This is a genomic window from Arthrobacter sp. 01N442, assembly GCF_056399345.1.
This window is the reverse complement of record NZ_JBFTRD010000004.1, coordinates 109,939-127,692: the sequence shown is the minus strand read 5'-3', so window position 1 is coordinate 127,692 and position 17,754 is coordinate 109,939. Positions and strand designations below refer to the sequence as shown.

The 17,754-nt window shown below is 69.3% G+C and carries 19 protein-coding genes and 1 riboswitch; of the genes, 11 read left to right on the top strand and 8 right to left on the bottom strand.

Annotated elements, in window-relative coordinates; translation table 11 throughout:
- Positions 1-52 precede the first annotated feature (52 nt).
- The 4 genes from AC1DNC_RS07910 to AC1DNC_RS07895 all read left to right on the top strand — a co-directional run bounded on the left by AC1DNC_RS07910 (position 53) and on the right by AC1DNC_RS07895 (position 2,894).
- Positions 53-1,387, top strand: coding sequence for an FAD-binding oxidoreductase (locus AC1DNC_RS07910; protein ID WP_476862016.1), 1,335 nt, complete (start codon positions 53-55; stop codon positions 1,385-1,387).
- Between the two features lie 9 nt (positions 1,388-1,396).
- On the top strand, positions 1,397-2,266 hold the full coding sequence (locus AC1DNC_RS07905; protein WP_476862015.1) for a DUF4031 domain-containing protein: 870 nt from the start codon (positions 1,397-1,399) through the stop codon (positions 2,264-2,266).
- Between the two features lie 80 nt (positions 2,267-2,346).
- Positions 2,347-2,499 carry a ribbon-helix-helix domain-containing protein gene (locus AC1DNC_RS07900; RefSeq protein ID WP_476862014.1) on the top strand — a complete coding sequence of 51 codons (153 nt, stop codon included), beginning with the start codon at positions 2,347-2,349 and terminating at the stop codon, positions 2,497-2,499.
- On the top strand, positions 2,496-2,894 hold the full coding sequence (locus tag AC1DNC_RS07895) for a VOC family protein (RefSeq protein ID WP_476862013.1): 399 nt from the start codon (positions 2,496-2,498) through the stop codon (positions 2,892-2,894). The genes AC1DNC_RS07900 and AC1DNC_RS07895 overlap by 4 nt, the downstream gene beginning before the upstream one ends.
- Here AC1DNC_RS07895 and AC1DNC_RS07890 read toward each other — a convergent pair.
- The 4 genes from AC1DNC_RS07890 to AC1DNC_RS07875 all read right to left on the bottom strand — a co-directional run bounded on the left by AC1DNC_RS07890 (position 2,884) and on the right by AC1DNC_RS07875 (position 5,214).
- A complete protein-coding gene (locus AC1DNC_RS07890) occupies positions 2,884-3,399 on the bottom strand; it encodes an SRPBCC family protein (RefSeq protein ID WP_476862012.1) in 516 nt (171 codons plus the stop codon). The genes AC1DNC_RS07895 and AC1DNC_RS07890 overlap by 11 nt on opposite strands.
- Positions 3,400-3,440: 41 nt before the next feature.
- Positions 3,441-3,842, bottom strand: a complete 402-nt coding sequence (locus tag AC1DNC_RS07885) for a YccF domain-containing protein (protein ID WP_476862011.1) — start codon at positions 3,840-3,842, stop codon at positions 3,441-3,443.
- Positions 3,843-3,917: 75 nt separating this feature from the next.
- Positions 3,918-4,469 carry a YceI family protein gene (locus AC1DNC_RS07880; RefSeq protein WP_476862010.1) on the bottom strand — a complete coding sequence of 184 codons (552 nt, stop codon included), beginning with the start codon at positions 4,467-4,469 and terminating at the stop codon, positions 3,918-3,920.
- Positions 4,470-4,614: 145 nt separating this feature from the next.
- Complete coding sequence (locus AC1DNC_RS07875; RefSeq protein ID WP_476862009.1) at positions 4,615-5,214, bottom strand: phosphoribosylanthranilate isomerase; 600 nt, start codon at positions 5,212-5,214, stop codon at positions 4,615-4,617.
- Positions 5,215-5,358: 144 nt separating this feature from the next.
- Here AC1DNC_RS07875 and AC1DNC_RS07870 point away from each other — a divergent pair, with 144 nt between their 5' ends.
- The 5 genes from AC1DNC_RS07870 (at position 5,359) to AC1DNC_RS07850 (ending at position 8,707) form a co-directional block, all read left to right on the top strand.
- Positions 5,359-6,000, top strand: coding sequence for a HutD/Ves family protein (locus AC1DNC_RS07870; protein WP_476862008.1), 642 nt, complete (start codon positions 5,359-5,361; stop codon positions 5,998-6,000).
- A 66-nt stretch (positions 6,001-6,066) separates the two neighbouring features.
- A riboswitch (guanidine-III (ykkC-III) riboswitch) is annotated at positions 6,067-6,134 on the top strand.
- Positions 6,135-6,143: 9 nt separating this feature from the next.
- Positions 6,144-6,467 carry a DMT family transporter gene (locus AC1DNC_RS07865; protein ID WP_476862007.1) on the top strand — a complete coding sequence of 108 codons (324 nt, stop codon included), beginning with the start codon at positions 6,144-6,146 and terminating at the stop codon, positions 6,465-6,467.
- Complete coding sequence (locus AC1DNC_RS07860; RefSeq protein WP_476862618.1) at positions 6,467-6,880, top strand: DMT family transporter; 414 nt, start codon at positions 6,467-6,469, stop codon at positions 6,878-6,880. The genes AC1DNC_RS07865 and AC1DNC_RS07860 overlap by 1 nt, the downstream gene beginning before the upstream one ends.
- 145 nt (positions 6,881-7,025) lie before the next feature.
- Positions 7,026-8,036, top strand: a complete 1,011-nt coding sequence (locus tag AC1DNC_RS07855; protein ID WP_476862006.1) for an aldo/keto reductase — start codon at positions 7,026-7,028, stop codon at positions 8,034-8,036.
- Positions 8,037-8,056: 20 nt separating this feature from the next.
- A complete protein-coding gene (locus tag AC1DNC_RS07850; RefSeq protein ID WP_476862005.1) occupies positions 8,057-8,707 on the top strand; it encodes an MBL fold metallo-hydrolase in 651 nt (216 codons plus the stop codon).
- 93 nt (positions 8,708-8,800) lie between these two features.
- On the opposite strand, the gene AC1DNC_RS07845 is transcribed toward AC1DNC_RS07850, so the two are convergent.
- The 3 genes from AC1DNC_RS07845 to AC1DNC_RS07835 form a co-directional block, all read right to left on the bottom strand.
- Positions 8,801-10,690 (bottom strand): DEAD/DEAH box helicase, encoded by a 1,890-nt coding sequence (locus tag AC1DNC_RS07845; protein ID WP_476862004.1) that lies wholly within the window; start codon positions 10,688-10,690, stop codon positions 8,801-8,803.
- A 394-nt stretch (positions 10,691-11,084) separates the two neighbouring features.
- Positions 11,085-12,491: an MFS transporter gene (locus AC1DNC_RS07840; protein WP_476862003.1), complete on the bottom strand. Its 1,407-nt coding sequence runs from the start codon at positions 12,489-12,491 to the stop codon at positions 11,085-11,087.
- A 61-nt stretch (positions 12,492-12,552) separates the two neighbouring features.
- The gene (locus AC1DNC_RS07835; RefSeq protein ID WP_476862617.1) at positions 12,553-13,590 is read right to left on the bottom strand and encodes an Lrp/AsnC family transcriptional regulator; all 1,038 of its coding nucleotides are present in this window, start codon (positions 13,588-13,590) and stop codon (positions 12,553-12,555) included.
- A gap of 143 nt (positions 13,591-13,733) precedes the next feature.
- Here AC1DNC_RS07835 and AC1DNC_RS07830 point away from each other — a divergent pair, with 143 nt between their 5' ends.
- Together AC1DNC_RS07830 and AC1DNC_RS07825 are read left to right on the top strand one after the other, a co-directional pair.
- Positions 13,734-14,993 (top strand): M20 metallopeptidase family protein, encoded by a 1,260-nt coding sequence (locus tag AC1DNC_RS07830; RefSeq protein WP_476862002.1) that lies wholly within the window; start codon positions 13,734-13,736, stop codon positions 14,991-14,993.
- A gap of 23 nt (positions 14,994-15,016) precedes the next feature.
- A complete protein-coding gene (locus AC1DNC_RS07825) occupies positions 15,017-16,306 on the top strand; it encodes an MFS transporter (RefSeq protein ID WP_476862001.1) in 1,290 nt (429 codons plus the stop codon).
- A 137-nt stretch (positions 16,307-16,443) separates the two neighbouring features.
- On the opposite strand, the gene AC1DNC_RS07820 is transcribed toward AC1DNC_RS07825, so the two are convergent.
- Positions 16,444-17,673, bottom strand: coding sequence for an MFS transporter (locus tag AC1DNC_RS07820; RefSeq protein WP_476862616.1), 1,230 nt, complete (start codon positions 17,671-17,673; stop codon positions 16,444-16,446).
- Positions 17,674-17,754: the final 81 nt, after the last annotated feature.

The following is a 17,754-nucleotide window of genomic DNA, read 5'->3' as shown; positions in this document are numbered from 1 at the left end:
GCCGTACGATTTTTAGGTGGGGTGAGGCCGCGGTCGGCTAGGGAGCACTGCCATGAAATGGGTCAGGCCGGACAACTCGGACTACGACGAAGCTCGGAAACTTGTCAATGCCATGATCGACCGGCGCCCGGCCGTCATCGCACAATGCGCGGACGCGGCCGAGGTGGCCGAAGCCCTCGCCTACGCCGGAACCAACAACCTCGACGTCGCGGTCCGCGCTGGCGGTCATTCAGTGGCCGGGATGTCCACCAACGACGACGGGCTGGTGGTTGACGTCCGCCCGATGAAGTCCATCGCCGTGGATCCGGACAACAGGACCGTGACGGTGGGGGCGGGCGTCACGTGGGGCGAATTCGACCGGGCCACGCAGGAACACGGCCTCGCAAGCACCGGCGGCCGCGCCTCCACCACCGGCGTGGCCGGCTTTACCCTCGGCGGCGGATCCGGGTGGCTGGAACGCTCGTACGGCTTCGCCTGCGACAACCTGCTCTCGGTGGACCTTGTCACGGCGGCCGGCGAGCGCGTCACCGCGAGCGCCGAGGAGAACCCCGAACTATTCTGGGCGCTGCACGGGGGCGGCGGTAATTTCGGCGTCGCCACGAAGTTCACCTTCGGGCTGCACGAGCTGGGGCCCACGGTCCAAGCCGGGATCATGCTGTGGCCCGGCGATGCCTCAGCCGATCTTGCCCGCGCCTACCGCGACCTGTCGTTGGCCGCACCGGACGCCGTCGGCAGCGCCTTGGTGTTCATAACCGCGCCGCCGGAGCCCTTTGTGCCGGAGGACCTGGTGGGCAAACCCGCAGTGGGCCTCGCCTACCTCTACGCCGGCGACGCTGCAGCCGGCGCGGAGCATGCGGTGCCGTTCCGTGAACTGGGGCCGGCCGTGGACCTGGTGGGCGAGATGAACTATGCCGACTTCCAGTGCATGATCGACGACCCGCCGGACCTCTACCACTACTGGAGCGCCGACTACCATGACGAACTGCCGGATGCGGCCCTGGACGTAATCGTGGATGCGGCCCGGCACTTGCCCGGACCGTACTCCCAGCACCTGGTGGCCCGCTGGGGCGGGGCTGTGGCGGGGCCGGCCGCAGCCAAGACGCCGCTGCAGAACCGTGGCGCCAAGTGGGTCACGCACCCCTACGGGATGGAGGCAACGGCGGCGGCCGGCCAGGCTGCGAAAGCCTGGGTGAAAGAGTTCCGCCAGAACATCGCCCCCTACGCCACCGGCGGCGTCTGGCTGAACTTCGTCGGCGACGAGGGCCAGGCCCGCGTCCGCGCCGCCTTCGGCGAGGAAAACTATGCCCGGCTGGCGCAGGTGAAGCGCGAGTTCGATCCCGGCAACGTCTTCCGCGGCAACCAGAACATCCTGCCTGCTGCCTCGTAGACTGCCTGCATGGCCGTCTACCTTGATCCGCCGCTCTGGCCCGCGCGCGGAACCCACTTCTCGCACCTCATCTCGGACAGCTCGCTCGAAGAACTGCACGCGTTCGCCCGCGCCGCAGGCATCCCGGAGCGCGCGTTCGACGGCGACCACTACGACGTGGCGGAGGCCCGCCTGGGCGCGCTCGTGGCCGCCGGCGCCATCCCCGTGGAAGGCCGCGTCCTGGTCCGGAAGCTGATCGAAAGCGGCCTGCGGATCCCGGCGCGGCGGCGCAACGGTTCGTTGAAGCTTCCCCTGCTGACCCGGTGGGACGAGGTGCTTCCCGGACACGACGCGCTGTTCCTGGACCTGCTGGACCGCTGGGGCGAGGAGCACCGGAAGTACCACGGCCGCACCCACCTGCTCGCCGTACTGGAGGCCCTGGACCTGCTGACGGCGCCGGCCCGCCCGCCCCGCAGTGTCCTGCTCGCGGCCTGGTTCCACGACGCCGTCTACCGCGGCATCGCCGGCGAGGACGAAGAGGAATCGGCCCGGCTCGCCGAGGAGCGGCTGGAACACTCGGGGCTTCCCGCGGACGAGGTGGAGGAGGTCGCCCGGCTGGTCCGGATGACGGCGGACCACCGGCCGGATCCCGACGACGGGCCCGCCGCCCTGCTCAGCGACGCCGACCTTTCCGTGCTGGGCGGTGAACCCGAGGCCTACGCCCGCTACCTCGCGGCCGTCCGTCAAGACTTTGCGCACATCGGCGACGCCGACTTCGCCGCGGGACGCGCCGCCGTCGTACGCCAGTTGCTCGAACTGGACCCGCTCTTCCACACCGCCCGGGGCCGCGAACTGTGGCAGGACGCCGCACGGAGGAACCTGCGGGCCGAACTCGCCTGAACCGGATCCGGACGAAACTGCGGGCAAGCTGCTGAGAAAAACCCTTGTGGCCCGTGGGTTAGCTTGCTAGCATCCTAGCCATGACAGAGAAGGTGCAGTTCAATATCTACCTGCCGGGGCCGCTGGTGAAGCGGGTCAAGCACGCCGCCATCGAAGAGGGCCTGTCCCTCTCCGCGTTCGTGGAAAACGTCCTGACCCGGGCCCTGGACAACGAGAAAGGTGAAAGCGAATGAGAATTACCCCGATCCGGTTCGTGCGGGACGTTGAGGCATCCCGCGCCTTCTACGCAGCGCTGGGCCTGGCCGAACGGTCCGAGGCGACGAGTGGAACCTGGTCCGAACTTCGCGCAGGCGGTGGCTCGTTGGGCCTGCATATCGCGAAGGACCCGGGCACCCATGACGACGCGGGGTCGGTGGCCCTGCAGTTCACCAGCGATGAGCCCCTCGAACCCCTGGCGGAGCGCCTGGCCGCAGCCGGCTACGAGACTTCACCGGTGACCGACGAGACCTTCGGCCGGTTCTTCACGGTGCGCGATCCGGACGGTTACCTGATTCAGGTCAACGAAGCCGACGAAGAGCTCCAGGGCCTCAGCTACGAAATCCGGGAGTCGGCCGCGCTCAAGCAGTAGCCCCTGTCGGGTTGGACCCGACGCCCCTGCGCAGGTGCTCGGCGAGGCGGTCGAAGGACTCCCGCCAGCCTGTGCCGTTGGCGTCCCGGTTTTCTGCCGTGTCAAAAGGCCCCTGCATGAACGTCATCCGGGTGCCGCCGTCGATCTCCTCGAGCTGGAACGTCACCTCCGTCTCAAAGCCGCGCGTCCCGTCGGCTTTGTCCCAGGCATGGGTGAAGACGAACAAGTTCGGCGGTTCGATATCCGTGTGCACGCCGCTCCACCAGTACTGCTGCCCGGTGGCGTCCTGGATCATGCAGGCGCGGTACAGGCCGCCGATTTCCAGGTCCGCATCGATGCTCTCGCGCGGCGTGTGGAAGCCGCGCGGCCCCCACCAGGCGGGCGCCTGCTCCGGATCGGTCAAAGCGGACCAGACCGCCCGGACCGGAACCTGGAACTCGCGGGTGATGACCAGCATCAGTTCATCGTCGCTGGTTCCTACCACCGGGATTGTCGACTCTGGCATTGCTCGTCCCTCGGCTTCCTGGGGTTGCTCGGCTCCCGGCGCTAGCGGTAGCTGACCGCAAACGGCCGGTCGGTAGGCACAATCTGCTTGCCCAGCGGCATCAGGGACACCGGGATGAGCTTGAGGTTGGCGATGGCCAGCGGGATGCCCACAATCGTGATGGCCATGGCGAAAGCCGTGACCACGTGCCCGATCGCGATCCAGATGCCGGCCACCAGCAGCCAGATGACGTTGCCCAGCAGGGTAAAGACGCCGGCGCCGCCCGGCTTGTCCACCACCATGCGGCCGAACGGCCACAGGGTGTAGGACGCGATCCGGAACGAGGCCAACCCCCAAGGAATGGTGACGACCAGCAGGCAACAGACAATGCCGGCAAAGAAGTAGCCAAGCGCCAGCCAGAGGCCGCCGAAAAGCAGCCAGATGATGTTGAGCAGTGTCTTCATGGCTCCATTCTCTCCCGCCGGCCGCGGATCCGGATCAGGGGTTTGCCCTGATCAACCCCTGATCCGGAATGGCCGCTAGGCGTCGGCCTGCTTGACCAGGGCCGCTTCGAGGTTGATCTTGACCTTGTCGCTGACCAGCAGCCCGCCGGCTTCGAGGGCTGCATTCCAGGTCAGGCCGAATTCCTTGCGGCTGATGTCGGTCTCGGCGCTGAAACCGGCCCGGGTGGCGCCGAAGGGATCAACCGCGACACCGGTGAACTCGACCTCCAGATCCACCGGCTTGGTCACCCCGCGGATGGTGAGATCGCCGGTGAGCACGTAGTCCTCGCCGTCGCCCCTGATGGACGTCGCACGGAAGGTCATCTCGGGGTAGTTTTCGACGTCGAAGAAGTCCGGGCCCCGGACGTGCCCGTCCCGGTTGGCGTCGCCGGAGTCGAAGCTGGCGGTCTTGATCGTGGCGTGCAGGCTGGCATCGGCCAGGGACTCCCGGACCCGCGCCTCCGCGGAGGCTTCGTTGAAGCGGCCGCGGACCTTGCTGATCCCGGCATGGCGGACGCTGAAACCGATCTCGCTGTGGGACATGTCCAACGTCCAGACGCCGGGGGTCAATCCATTGGGTAGGGTCATCGCCGTTCTCCTTCGCATACGTGGCGGGCGGGCCCGCCGGGATTCAGAAGTCGTCAAGAAGCATGCTAACGAGGAAGCCCCCGCGGGGATAGGTGCCGACGGCAGGGCGGGCGATGGCGGTGGAGTGCCGCCGCCAGGTTTCCGGCTAGAGGCCCTTGGCCGCCGTCACGAAAGCCCTGATCTTGGCCAGGTCCTTGACGCCGCGGGATTGCTCGACGCCGGAGGAAACATCCACTCCCCAGGCGCCGGCCGCCGCGGCGGCGTCGCCGACATTGGCCGGATCCAGCCCGCCGGCCAGCAGCCATTCCCGGTCCTCCAGCCCGAGGGCGCGGACCGAGGCGTAGTCCCAGGCCTCCCCGGAGCCGGGCACGGCCGCGTCGATGAGCAACAGTTCCTCGCCCCAGTCCGCAAAGTCTTCCCGGGCTGCGGACATCGTGACGGCGCGGATCAGCTTCAGCCCGGCTTCGTGCACCGTACGCACATCACCGGGCGTGCGGTCGCCGTGCAACTGCACCCATTCCAGTCCGGCCGCGCGGGCCACGGCGACGGCCTCGGACGCGGCCTCATGCCGGAAGACGCCCACCGCAGGAAGCCCTGCCGGCACCTCGGCGAGCAGCTCGCGGACCCGGTCCGGGGACACCTCACGCGGGCTGCGGGTCAACACGAAGCCGACGGCGTCGGCCCCGGCGTCGACTGCGGCCCGCACCGACTCAGGGGTGCTGAGGCCGCACACTTTGACGAACATTTCCGGCTCCCTACGCAGTTTTTCGCTGCTTTGACGTTAGCAAGTCCGCCCGGAACGTGCCGCCGACGTTACGATCCCGGGCCGGCTCAGTGGGGGCTCGGCGACTGACGCGAACGCCTGGCTGCCGGCGGCTAGGCTGGGTGGATGGAGATTATCCGGTACGCCAAGCTCAAGCCCGTCCCCTGGCGCAACGGCGGCGGAGTGACCCGCGAAGTGGCCAGCTTCCCGCAGAACGCGGGTCCGGGTGCCGCGGCGGGCGACGGCTGGGACTGGCGTGTGAGCATCGCCGAGGTGACGCGGGCCGGTGCTTTCTCCCGGTTCGCCGGGATGGAACGGGTGCTCACGGTGGTCGAGGGCGAGCTGCTGGCCCTGACCGTGGACGGTGCCGAGCATCCGCTCGAGAAGTACCGGCCGTACCGCTTTTCCGGCGATGCGGAGGCTGCCGGCGCCCTGCCGACCGGCGACATCCGGGACTTGAACGTCATCACCCGCACGGGCGCCTTCAAGGGCTACACGTCCATCATTGAGCTCTCCAAGAAACGCGCCCACCCGCTCTTTGCCGGCCAGTTCGGCATCCTGCTGCAGGGACAGGCCACCGTCAGCACGGGAGCGGACACGGATGCCGGAGAAGCCGCACCGCAGGCGCTGGAGCGTTACGACGCCGTCGTCGGCTCTGACACCGGCACCCCGGAAATCCTCGGCCGCGGCTTCCTCGCCGTCGTCTCGATTGATCCGGCAGAGCCGGCCGAGCCGTCTGAGCCGGACGCGGGGAACGTCGCCGGCTAGCTTTCCTCGTCCTTCGCCCGGGCCGCACCGACCGGCCAGTTCCCGACCAGGCTTGCTAGGCTGGATTCAAGGCCCCTCCTTTGGTGGCCTCCGGACGACGGTTCAGTACCCGGCACGCGACAAGACTGGCCACAGGAGCAGTCATGTCGTGGTTGATTCTCATCCTTTCCGGCGCTTTGGAGGCCGTCTGGGCCGCAGCCCTGCACCGGACCTCGCAGGCCACCGGCCGACGGCGGATCCCGCCGGCCGCCCTCTTCCTCGTTTCCGTCCTGGCCAGCACCGGCGGCCTGGCTATAGCGATGCAGTCCATCCCGACCGGGACCGCCTATGCCGTCTGGGTGGGCGTCGGCGTGGTGCTGACCTCCGCCTACGCCATGGCCACCAAAGTTGAGCGGGCGACCGGTGGACGGATCCTGCTGCTCGGCGGCATTGTCGCCTGCGTGGTCGGCCTGAAGGTTGTGGCGTGATGGCCGAACCGGGGATCGGGCGGGCCGGGGCACCCGCAACGACGCTGGCGTGGTTGATCCTGCTCGCCTCCGCCGTGCTTGAAGCCGTGTGGGCCACAGCGCTGGGACTCTCCGACGGTTTTACCCGGCCGCTGCCCACGCTCGTGTTCGCGGTGGCCGCCACGCTGAGCATGGTGGGGCTGGGTGTGGCGGTGAAGCGCATCCCGCTCGGCACGGCTTACGCCGTCTGGGTGGGAATCGGGGCTGCCCTGACGGTCGGCTGGGCGATGGCCACCGGCGTCGAGCCCGCCAGCCCGCTGAAGCTGCTGTTCATTGCCGGGATCGTGGGCTGCGCGGCGGGCCTGAAGCTGCTCCCGGCCGGCGAACCCGACCCGCCCCGTTCACTTCCGCACGGTACGCTCCCGCCCGGTTAGTCCGCGGCCGAGGCGGGATTCCGGGGCGACACGCCGTGTCCCAGGCCCGGCCGCCAACACGAACTGGGCAGGAGCGTCGGAATAGCCGCGCGCCTGCCGGAGTTCTTGGCTGGGACGGCAATTCCGGCAACGAAGGAGTTCAAAGATGACGGCAGCATCAGTCCAGCTCGGCGACGGCCTCAGCGTCAGCCCCCTGGGGTTCGGCGGCATGGCCCTGACCCCGGTGTACGGCGAAGTGGATCCGGCCGAGGCCCTGGCCACCCTGCACCATGCCGTGGACGCGGGTGTGAGCTTCATCGACACCGCGGACATCTACGGCGGGGGCAGCAACGAGGAGTTGATCGCCAAGCTACTCAAGGATCGACGCGGCGAGGTGCAGTTGGCTACCAAGTTCGCCCTGGTGGGAACTCCGTCGACCGGCTACTCGGACATCCGCGGCGACGCCGCCTACGTGAAGCAGGCCGTCGACCGCAGCCTGCAGCGCCTGGGCACCGACACCATCGACCTGTACTACATGCACCGCCGTGACCTCCGCGTTCCGATTGTGGAAACCGTGGAGGCCATGGCGGAGCTTGTACAGGCCGGGAAGGTCAAGCACCTTGGCCTGTCCGAGGTGACGGCTGAGGAGCTGCGCGAGGCCAGCAGCGTCCACCCGATCGCCGCAGTCCAGAGCGAGTGGTCCATCTGGAGCCGCGACGTGGAACGCAACATCGTGCCTGCCGCCGCCGAGCTCGGCGTGGGCTTTGTGCCGTATTCGCCGCTCGGCCGGGGATTCCTCACCGGCACGGTCGACGCGTCGAAGCTGGGCAGCAACGATTTCCGCCGCAATATCCCCCGCTTCGCCGAGACCGCACTGGATGCCAACCAGGCCGTGGTCGCCACGGTCCAGGCGGTCGCCGCGGAACTCAGCACCCCGGACAACGCCGCGACGCCGGCCCAGGTGGCGCTGGCCTGGTTGCTGGCCCAGAGCCGCCAGTTCGGACTGCCCGTGGTCCCCATCCCCGGCACCCGCAAGGCAGCCCGGATCGATGAGAACTGGGGAGCCCTGGCGCTCGAGCTGACCCCGGCGCAGCTGGAACGGCTCGACGCTGCCGCGGACGCCGTCGTCGGATCCCGTGCTGCGGACCCCAACTGGGTCTCGCAGGGCCGCGAATAGCGGGTCCTAGACTGAAGCCCATGGACTCACTCATTCATTCGCTTCGAGACGTCACCATCCGCCGGATTTCGGTCAGCGAGATGGACAACAACGTGTACCTGCTGACCGCGAAGGCTTCCGGCGCGCAGCTCCTGATTGATGCGGCCGACGACGTCGACGCCATCCAGGGGCTGCTCGCCGACGCCGCTGCGGACACGGCCGCGACGCCGAAACTGGCACTGATCGCCACCACGCACCAGCACTGGGACCACGTCCGTGCGCTGCCGGCGCTGGTAGAGGCCACGGGCGCCAAGACGGCCGCCGGAACGGACGACGCCCCGGAGCTGCCGGTGAAGGTCGACGTGCTCCTGGACCACGGCGACGTCGGGAACTTCGACGGGTTCGACGTGACGGCGGTGCACCTGCGCGGCCACACCCCGGGTTCGGTCGCCTTCATGTACCAGGACCCGGAGGGCCCGGCACACATCTTTTCGGGCGACTCGCTGTTTCCCGGCGGAGTGGGCAACACCCAAAAGGATCCGGACCGGTTCGCCCAACTGCTCAGCGATGTCACCGAGCGGCTGTTCAACGTCTATCCGGATGACACCGTGGTGCACCCGGGCCACGGCAAGCCGACGACCCTCGGCGCGGAACGCCCGCACCTGGAGGAGTGGCGCGCCCGCGGCTGGTAGGCCCCGAAATCCCCATCCATTGCTCCGAAACCGCCGTTATGAACCTTCTAAACGGCGGTTTCGGAGCAGTCGTTGCGGATTAGCGGCTACGGCCTAGCGGCTGCGGCGTTCGTTCGACGCCGGTGCCGACGCGCGGCGGGGGCCGCCGCTGCGTGCCGGACGGCCTTCGCCGGAACGGCCGTTGCCGCCGCCTGCGTAGGATCCGCCGGAGGTGCCACCGGTGTTGGAGGACCAGACCGGAGCGGAGCCGCCGGACTTGGCGCCGGCTGCGGCGCGCTGGCCGGTTGCCGGACGTCCGCCGCGCTGGCCACCCGTGGAGCCGCCTGCACGGCCGGCGCCGGTGCGCGGTGCCCCACCGGTGCGCGGTGCGCCGCCGGTACGGGGAGCGGAGCCGCTGCGGCTTTCAGCTGCCCGGCCGTCGGAGCCCCTTCCGGCCGAGGCGCGGCCGCCAGCGGCGGGAACATCGTTGTGGTGCGCGTAGGCAGTGGTGCGGCCACGGCCCCGTGCGTTGCGGCGCTCGGCGCGCTCGGCGTCGGCCCGGTCCTGGTTCTTCTCGGCGACGCGCTCGGCGGCGTTGCGGGCAGCGGCCTGGCCCTCATAGGCCACGGCACGGCGCTCGGCGCGGGGAAGGTCGGTGCGGGGGGCCTCTGCGGAAACCCGTCCGCGTCCGCCACGGCCGCCACGGCCACCGGCGGTGGGTGCAGCCTGACGGCGGGCGCGCTTGCGCTCGGCGTTGGCGCCGGTGGAGGTGCCACCGCCCTGCTTGGCGGCCTTGGCAGCCAGCAACGCCGCACGGGTGCGCGGATCGATCTTCTCGGCCATCTCGCCCACCAGTTCTGCAACCAGCGGCGAGTTGGCGGTGACGCGCTCGAAGTTGACCTCGACGCCGGCGGCCTTCATCAGCTTCTTAACGTCGGACTGCTGCTCCGGCAGGGTCAGCGTGACCACGGTGCCGTCGGAACCGGCGCGGGCGGTACGGCCCGAGCGGTGCAGGTACGCCTTGTGCTCGGTGGGCGGATCCACGTGGATGACCAGCTCGACGTCGTCGACGTGGACGCCGCGGGCAGCGACGTCGGTGGCGACGAGGACGCGGACATCGCCGGAGGAGAACTCGGCCAGGTTGCGGTCACGGGCGTTCTGCGAGAGGTTGCCGTGCAGGTCGACGGCCGGGATGCCGGCGTCGGTGAGGGTCTTGGCCAGCTTGCGGGCGTGGTGCTTGGTGCGCATGAACAGCACGCGGCGGCCGGCACCGGAGGCGAGCTCGACGATCAGCTGCTTCTTGACGGTCTGGTCGTTGACCACGAGAACGTGGTGCTCCATGGTGGTGACCGCTGCCTGCGGGTCATCCACCGAGTGGGTCAGCGGGTTGGACAGGTAACGCTGGACGATCTTGTCCACGCCGTTGTCCAGGGTGGCCGAGAACAGCAGGCGCTGGCCCTGGCTGGGGGTCATGTCCATGAGCTTCTTGACCACCGGCAGGAAGCCAAGGTCGGCCATGTGGTCGGCCTCGTCCAGGACGGTGATCTCGACGGCCTCAAGGGTCAGGATGCGCTGGCGGATCAGGTCCTCCAGGCGGCCCGGGCAGGCGATGACGATGTCGACGCCGGCGCGGAGGGCCTTTTCCTGGCGGGCCTGGGAGATGCCGCCGTAGATCACGGTGGTGGTCAGGCCGGCGGCCTTGGCCAGCGGCTCGATGGTGGCGTTGATCTGGGTGGCCAGCTCACGGGTGGGTGCCAGGACCAGGCCCATGGGGCGGCCGGGCTTGCGGAAGTGCGCGGCTTCCCGCTCAGCGAGTCGTGCGACCAGCGGGATGGCGAAGGCGATGGTCTTGCCGGAGCCGGTGCGGCCGCGGCCCAGGACGTCGCGTCCGGCCAGGGTGTCCGGAAGGGTCTTGACCTGGATGGGGAACGGTTCAACGATCCCCTGGGCGGTGAGGGTGTCGGCAAGGGCCTTGGGCGTGCCGAGGGCAGCAAATGTAGTCATGTTTTTCGAAGGTCTTTCAGGCGGTATCCGTGCGGATATCGGCCCCCGGCGCCGGTTGGACCAGGGGTTCGCCGAAGAAAAGTCAGGTGATCAACCGGGCTGCCTGCAAGCTTTCGCGGGCCGCCGGGACCAAATAGAACGCGTTCATCGACGCAGGATGTGCCTCTCACATGAATAAAGCCCACGTCCTGCGCTCGGAAATCCGGAGGAATCCTGCAGGGGATGCGGCCGGTTGGCCGAGTCCAAAGTGGGCATCACTGCACATCAAGTTCCTCCAGTCTAGCATCTGCGTGTGCCCTCCCGTTTTTCGGCTCCGCCCAACTAGCTCGCAGTTGTTGTCGTTTTGAGCCTCCATAACGACAACAACTGCGAGTCAGTTGGGTGCGGAACGCGCCTAAGCCGGGCCGGCGCCGGACACGCGCGGGGCGACCGCCACGCCCAGGACGCCGATTGCCGCAGTGAGCGCGAAGACCCCCGCGAAGGGCGCGGCCCCGCCGCCCGCCGTCGTCGTGAAGGCAGCGAAGACGATCCCGGTGGAGGCGAGCGCCAGGGCGCCGCCGAGTGAGTCGGAGATGGACATGGCGGAACTGTTGAAGCCCTCGGTGTCCTTGGTGGACAGCGCCAGGGTCATCACGCTCAACCGCGGATACATCAGCCCCATACCGCCGCCGGCGAAGATCCAGCCGGTGATCGCGACGGCGGCCGGCCAAGCCAGCAGCGTGGTCGCGAGCGCGAGCAGGACGGCGCCGAGGATCAGCGCGGAGCCGATCCTGATCGCCCGGCGGTGCTCCAGCCGGGCTCCGAGCCTGCCCTGGATCGCAGAGGCCGCGGCCCAGGCGAGCGCCCCGCCAGTGAGGGTCAGCCCGGCGAAGGTGGGCGTGAAGACGTAGCGTTCCACCAGCAGGTACGGCAGGTATACCTCCGCGCCGAAGAAGGCCGCCGACGCGAGTCCCCGGGCGAGGATGACTGCGGGCAGGCCGCGGCGGGCCGTCAGCGTCCCGCGCGGCACCAGCGGCCGCACTGCCACCAGCGCGACGACGACGGCGGCCGCCGCGAGCGCCCAGCCCGCCGCCGGCAGTTCCACGGACAGGTTCAAGCCGAGGACCGCGAGCGCTGCGAGGGCGGCCCAGGCCAGCCGGCCGTAGTCCCACGGCCGGGCGGACGAACCGCCGTCGTCCGAGCCGCCGGGGAGCCCGCGAAGGGCGGGGACAATCATGAGCAGGGCCGGCACCACCAGGCCCACCACGCCGAGGAAGACCCAGTGCCAGCTCAGCAGTTGAGCCACCAGGCCGGCGGCGAACGGACCTACAAGTGACGGGATGACCCACGCCGCGGCAAAAGCGGCGAAGATCTTGGGGTGCAGCACAGGCGGATAGACGCGGGCCACCACCACGTAGAGGGCCACCGTCATCGCGCCGCCGCCGAGCCCCTGGACCAGCCGCCCGGCGAGGAGCACGGCCATGGTCCCTGCCGATCCGGCGATCAGCAGGCCCAAGACGAACAGTGCCACGGACGCATAGAGCGGGCCGACCGGGCCGCGCCGGTCCGACCAGTTCCCTGCGGCCACCATCCCGATGACGCCCGTCGCCAGCGGACCGGCGAACGCCAGCGCATAGAGGCTGGCGCCGTCCAGTTCACGGCTGACCAGCGGCATGATGGTGGTCACTGCTAGCGACTCGAAGGCCGCCAGGAACACGAGGGCCAGCGCGCCGAGGCTCACCAGCAGGTAGCTCCGGCGGAAGATCCCGCCGGTCTCCGGGGCGGGGTCAACACGCGTCTGGCGCGGGAGTTTTCGGGGCACGTGCCACAGCCTACAAGAGGCGCAGCCGGCGGAAGCGTCCGCCCCTACGGTCCGGCACGGCTCACCCTGCCGCGTCGAGGCCCTGGGCCGGAACCACGACGGCGCCGCTCGCCCGGGAATCCGGATTCAGCATCCAGCCCACGCGTTTGACCGTGCTCAGCATGACGACGCTTTCGACCAGTTCGATCCCGGGCACCTTCTGCTGCAACGCCAGTTCAATGCTCATGACATCCGCCAGGGACTGCAGCCACATGACGATCACAAAGTTGGTCGGGCCGGTAGTGGAGGCGCTGAGCCGCACATTCCGTATGGTCCGGAGTTCGGCGGCCGCCGCCTCGTGCCGTCCGGCAGGGACGTTGACGAACCACTGGCAGGTGACGGGAAAGGCCGAAAACCGTTGGGCGACCTCGCAGCGGAAGGACAGGATGCCGCTCGCCAGCACCCGGTTCAGCTGGCGCTGGACGGTGGCCGGATGCCTGCCGAGCCCGCGGGCGATCTCCGCAGCCGTCGCCCGGCCGTCCTTGGCCAGGAACGGCAGCAGCGCCAGGTGGCTGGCGGGGAGGTTCTCCCGGGCGGCAGCCGGGATGCCTCCGGTGGCCTCGGCCCCGGCCAGCGCCTTCACGGTGGCCTGCTGCGCACGGCTGAGCACATTGAGCCGCCAGGATCCGCCGCTTGCGTGCAGCCTGGTGCACAGCGCGGTCTGGTACTTGAGCAGCCCGTCGATCTCTTTCAGCCTCGAGACCACCTTCGTGCTGAAGTCATCAAGGGAGGGCGTGATGACGGTCAGCATGAGGTCCCGGTTGCTGGCGGCCTCCTCTACCGTGATGATTTCCGGCATCTCGGCCAGCCGGGCGGTGACCTCCGCGCGGCGGTGCATCTCGCAGTCCACGGCGACAAATGCCAGGCACATCTGGTGCGGGTCGCCGATCAGGTGGGCGGTAATCCAGGAAACGCCGGAATCCCGGAGCCGCTCCCAGCGGGCGGCGAGGGTGGTGGCGTGAACGCCCAGCACCTCCGCGGCATCCGCCCAGCTCAGCCGGGGTGCGATCTGCAGGACGTTGATCAGGGCGAGGTCATCTTCGCTGAGTTCAAGCAACAGACCCTCCCCTGTGCATAAAAAATGTGAATTCGTCTGCTTGATGCATTTTTCCAGCCCTTTGACGGCTTGTGAACCGCGTCACTTCAGAATAGTCGAGGAAGCCCCCGCTGGGCTCACCCTCCCCCGACCATCAAGGAGAACACGTGCCGATCACCGCAGACGCCCGGGAAATGCAGCCGGACCTTGCCCGCTTCCGCCACGAGCTGCACCGTGAGCCCGAGATCGGGCTGGCACTGCCCCGCACGCAGGAGAAGGTGCTCAAGGCGCTCGACGGGCTCGGGTACGAGATCACCCTGGGCACGGACACCACCTCGGTCACCGCCGTGCTGCGCGGCCAGGGGTCCGGCAACGGCGCGGAGACGCGCCCCGCGGTGCTCCTGCGGGCGGACATGGACGGTCTTCCGGTGCAGGAGAAGACGGGAGTGGACTTCACGTCCAGGGTCGACGGCGCCATGCATGCCTGCGGCCACGACCTGCACACCGCCATGCTCACCGGCGCCGCGACGCTGCTGGCCGAACGGCGGCACCGGCTGGCCGGCGACGTCGTGCTGATGTTCCAGCCCGGCGAGGAGGGCTTCGACGGCGCCGCCCACATGATCCGCGAGGGCGTGCTGGACGCCGCCGGCCGCCGGGTGGATGCCGCCTACGGCATGCACGTCTTCTCCGCACTGGAGCCGCACGGCACCTTCTGCACCAAGCCCGGCGTCATGCTCAGCTCCTCCGACGGCCTCATGGTGACCGTGCTGGGCGCCGGCGGACACGGCTCGGCCCCGCATTCGGCCAAGGACCCGGTCACCGCGGCCGCCGAAATGGTCACCGCCCTCCAGGTCATGGTCACCCGCCAGTTCAACATGTTCGACCCGGTTGTGCTCTCCGTCGGGGTTCTGCAGGCCGGCACCAAGCGCAACATCATCCCGGAGACCGCCCGGATCGAGGCCACCATCCGGACCTTCTCCGAGGCCTCCCGGCAGAAAATGATGGACACCGTGCCGCGGCTGCTGAAGGGCATCGCCGCAGCGCACGGCCTCGAGGTCGACGTCGACTACCAGCAGGAGTATCCGCTCACCATCACCGACGAGGACGAGACGCACACCGCGGAGAACGTCATCGAAGGCTTGTTCGGCGACTCCCGGCTCGCCCGCTGGGCCACTCCGCTGAGCGGTTCGGAGGACTTCTCGCGGGTTCTCGCCGAGGTCCCCGGCACCTTCATCGGGCTCAGCGCCGTCCCCCGCGACGCCGACCACGCCACCTCCGCGTTCAACCACTCCCCGTATGCCACGTTCGACGACGCTGTGCTGTCCGACGGCGCGGCACTCTATGCGGAGCTCGCCGTTTCCCGACTGGCTGCCCTCGCGGCCGCCCAGGCTCCAGTTGCGGCCAACGCCGCCTCCACCCTTTCCTAGCCCTACCCCTGAGGGAGAAACCCATGACAGCAACCGCGTCCCTGCCGACGGCAAACCGGACCTCCACCCGCAAGACGATCATCGGCACCGGCATCGGCAACGCCGTCGAATGGTACGACTGGGCGATTTACGCCACGTTCACCCCGTTCATCGCCAGCCAGCTCTTCAGCAAGGCCGATCCCGCCTCCGCCGTACTGTCCACGCTTGCGATTTTCGCCGTCGGCTTCGTGGCGCGGCCCTTCGGCGGTTTCCTGTTCGGCTGGATCGGCGACCGGATCGGCCGCAAGGCCTCCATGACGCTGGCCGTGGGGCTCGCCTCGGTGGGCAGCCTGATGATCGGCATCGCACCGACGTTCGCCGCTGTGGGCGCGTGGGCCTCGCTCATGCTGCTGGTGGCACGCCTGGTCCAGGGCCTGGCGCACGGCGGCGAGCTACCGTCGTCGCAGACCTACCTGTCCGAAATGGCACCGAAGGAACACCGCGGCTTCTGGGCCACCCTGATCTACACCTCCGGCACGGTGGGAATCCTGTTCGGCACCCTGCTGGGCGCGGTGCTGAACATGGTCCTGAGCACCGAAGTGATGAACGCCTGGGGCTGGCGCATCCCGTTCCTGATCGGCGCCGCCATGGGCCTGTACGCACTGATCATGCGGTCCCGGCTGCACGAAACGGACGTCTTCGCCGGCGAAGCGACGGCGGAGAAGCGCGCCCCGATCTGGCCGCAGATCGTCCGCCACCGCAAGCAGGCCCTGCAGGTGATCGGCCTGACCGTCGGCCTGACGGTGATCTACTACATCTGGGGCGTCGTGGCCCCCAGCTACGCCACCACCGCACTGAAGATCGACCGCGGCGAAGCCCTGTGGGCCGGCGTGATCGGCAACATCGTGTTCATTGCGGCGCTGCCGTTCTGGGGCAAGCTCTCGGACCGGATCGGCCGCAAGAAGGTGCTGTGGTCCGGGGCGATCGGCGCAGCCGTCATGCACTTCCCGATGACCGCGCTGCTCAAGGATTCGGCCTGGCAGCTGGCCGTCAGCATGTCCGTGATGCTGATTTTCATCGCCGCGAGCGCCGCGATCGTTCCCGCCGTTTACGCCGAACTGTTCCCCACGAGCATCCGCACGGTCGGCGTCGGCGTGCCCTACTCGATCTGCGTGGCTCTGTTCGGCGGGACCGCACCCTACCTCCAGCAGTGGCTCGGCACGAGCCTCCAGCTGCCGCAGCTGTTCAACGTGTACGCGGTGATCCTCCTGGTCATTTCCGCCGCGTGCGTGTTCACCATTCCGGAAACAAAGGGCAAGGACCTCACCCTCTGACCTGGCGCGCCCCTGGGTTGCTCTCTCACTTGTGGCTGCTCTGAGGGGTTCAGAACAGCCATAAGTGAGAGAGCAACCGGCGGATGCCGGGAAGTGTGGGCGGGGCCGGGCGGGGCCAGACACGGCCGGGGTTTGGGTCAGCCGCCGACGAACCGGTCCTTGCCGGCCCGGTAGCCGAACACGGCGGCCAGCGACCCGACCACCAGAAAGAGCAGTCCGGCCGCGGCGAAGGATCCCGTGGCCTGGTGCAACTGGCCCACCAGCAGGGTCCCGACCGACCCGACACCGTAGCCCACCCCCTGCATCATGCCGGACAGGTGGGCTGCGGTGTGGCCGTCGCGGGTGCGCAGCATGATCATGGTCAGGGCCACCGCGGTGAGGCTGCCCTGGCCCAGGCCCAGCAGCCCGGTCCACACCCAGACCAGGTCCAGGGGGCCGAAGATGCTCAGGGCAAACCCCCCTCCGGTCATCAGCGCGACCACGGTGTTGATGGCGCGCTGGTCCCGGAGCCGGGCGGCGAGGGCCGGGGCAAAGAGCGAGCCCAGCATCTGCAGCACGATCGAGGCGGACACGATCAGTCCGGCAGTGCCGCCGTCGACCCCGCGTTCGCGCAGGATCGGCGCGAGCCAGGCGAAGACGCTGAAGGACATCATCGCCTGCAGCACCATGAAAATCGTCACCTGCCAGGCGATCGCCGAGCGCCACACGTTGACGCCGCCGGCGGCCATCTGGTGCCGCCCGTGGGGCTGGGCCACCGCCAGCGGCAGGAACAGCAGGAGCGCGACGCCGGCGGGCAGCGCCCAGAACCACAGCGCCGCCGTCCATTGACCGGTCGCCCTGAACAGCGGGTAAGTGAAGCCGGCGCCGAGGGCCGCTGACGCGCAGATCGCGGTGGTGTAGAGCCCGCCCATCAGGCCGAGACGGTGCGGGAAGTCGCGCTTGACCAGGCCCGGAAGCAGGACATTGCAGAGTGAGATGGCCGCGCCGCAGGCTGCCGTGCCGGCCAGGAGCGCGGGCAGGTGCCCGGCGCCGGGTAGGTCCAGGGGACGCAGCAACAGGCCAGCGGTCAGCACGGCCATTGCTCCCAGCAGCACCCGCTCCGCGCCGAAGCGGCGGGCCAGCCGCGGCGCGAGCGGGGCGAACACGCCGAGCAGGGTCACCGGGGCCGTGGTCAGCGCCACGACGGCCCAGCCCGGCAGGCCGGCGTCGGAGGTCGCCTCCGGAAGGACCGCGGAGAAGCTGGAGAAGACAGTGCGCAGGTTCAGCCCGATCAGCACCAGGCAGACGCCCAAATAGGCCAGCGTCCGGCGGCTGCCGAGCACGGTGGGTCCCGCGGCGGGAACGTCGTCCGCCTCGGCGTCCACCAGGGGATCCACCCGGTGGGGCGGGGCGGCGTCGTCGGCGGTGCGGGCGCGCCCGGGCGCGTTTCTTGGCGTGGTCACGGACCC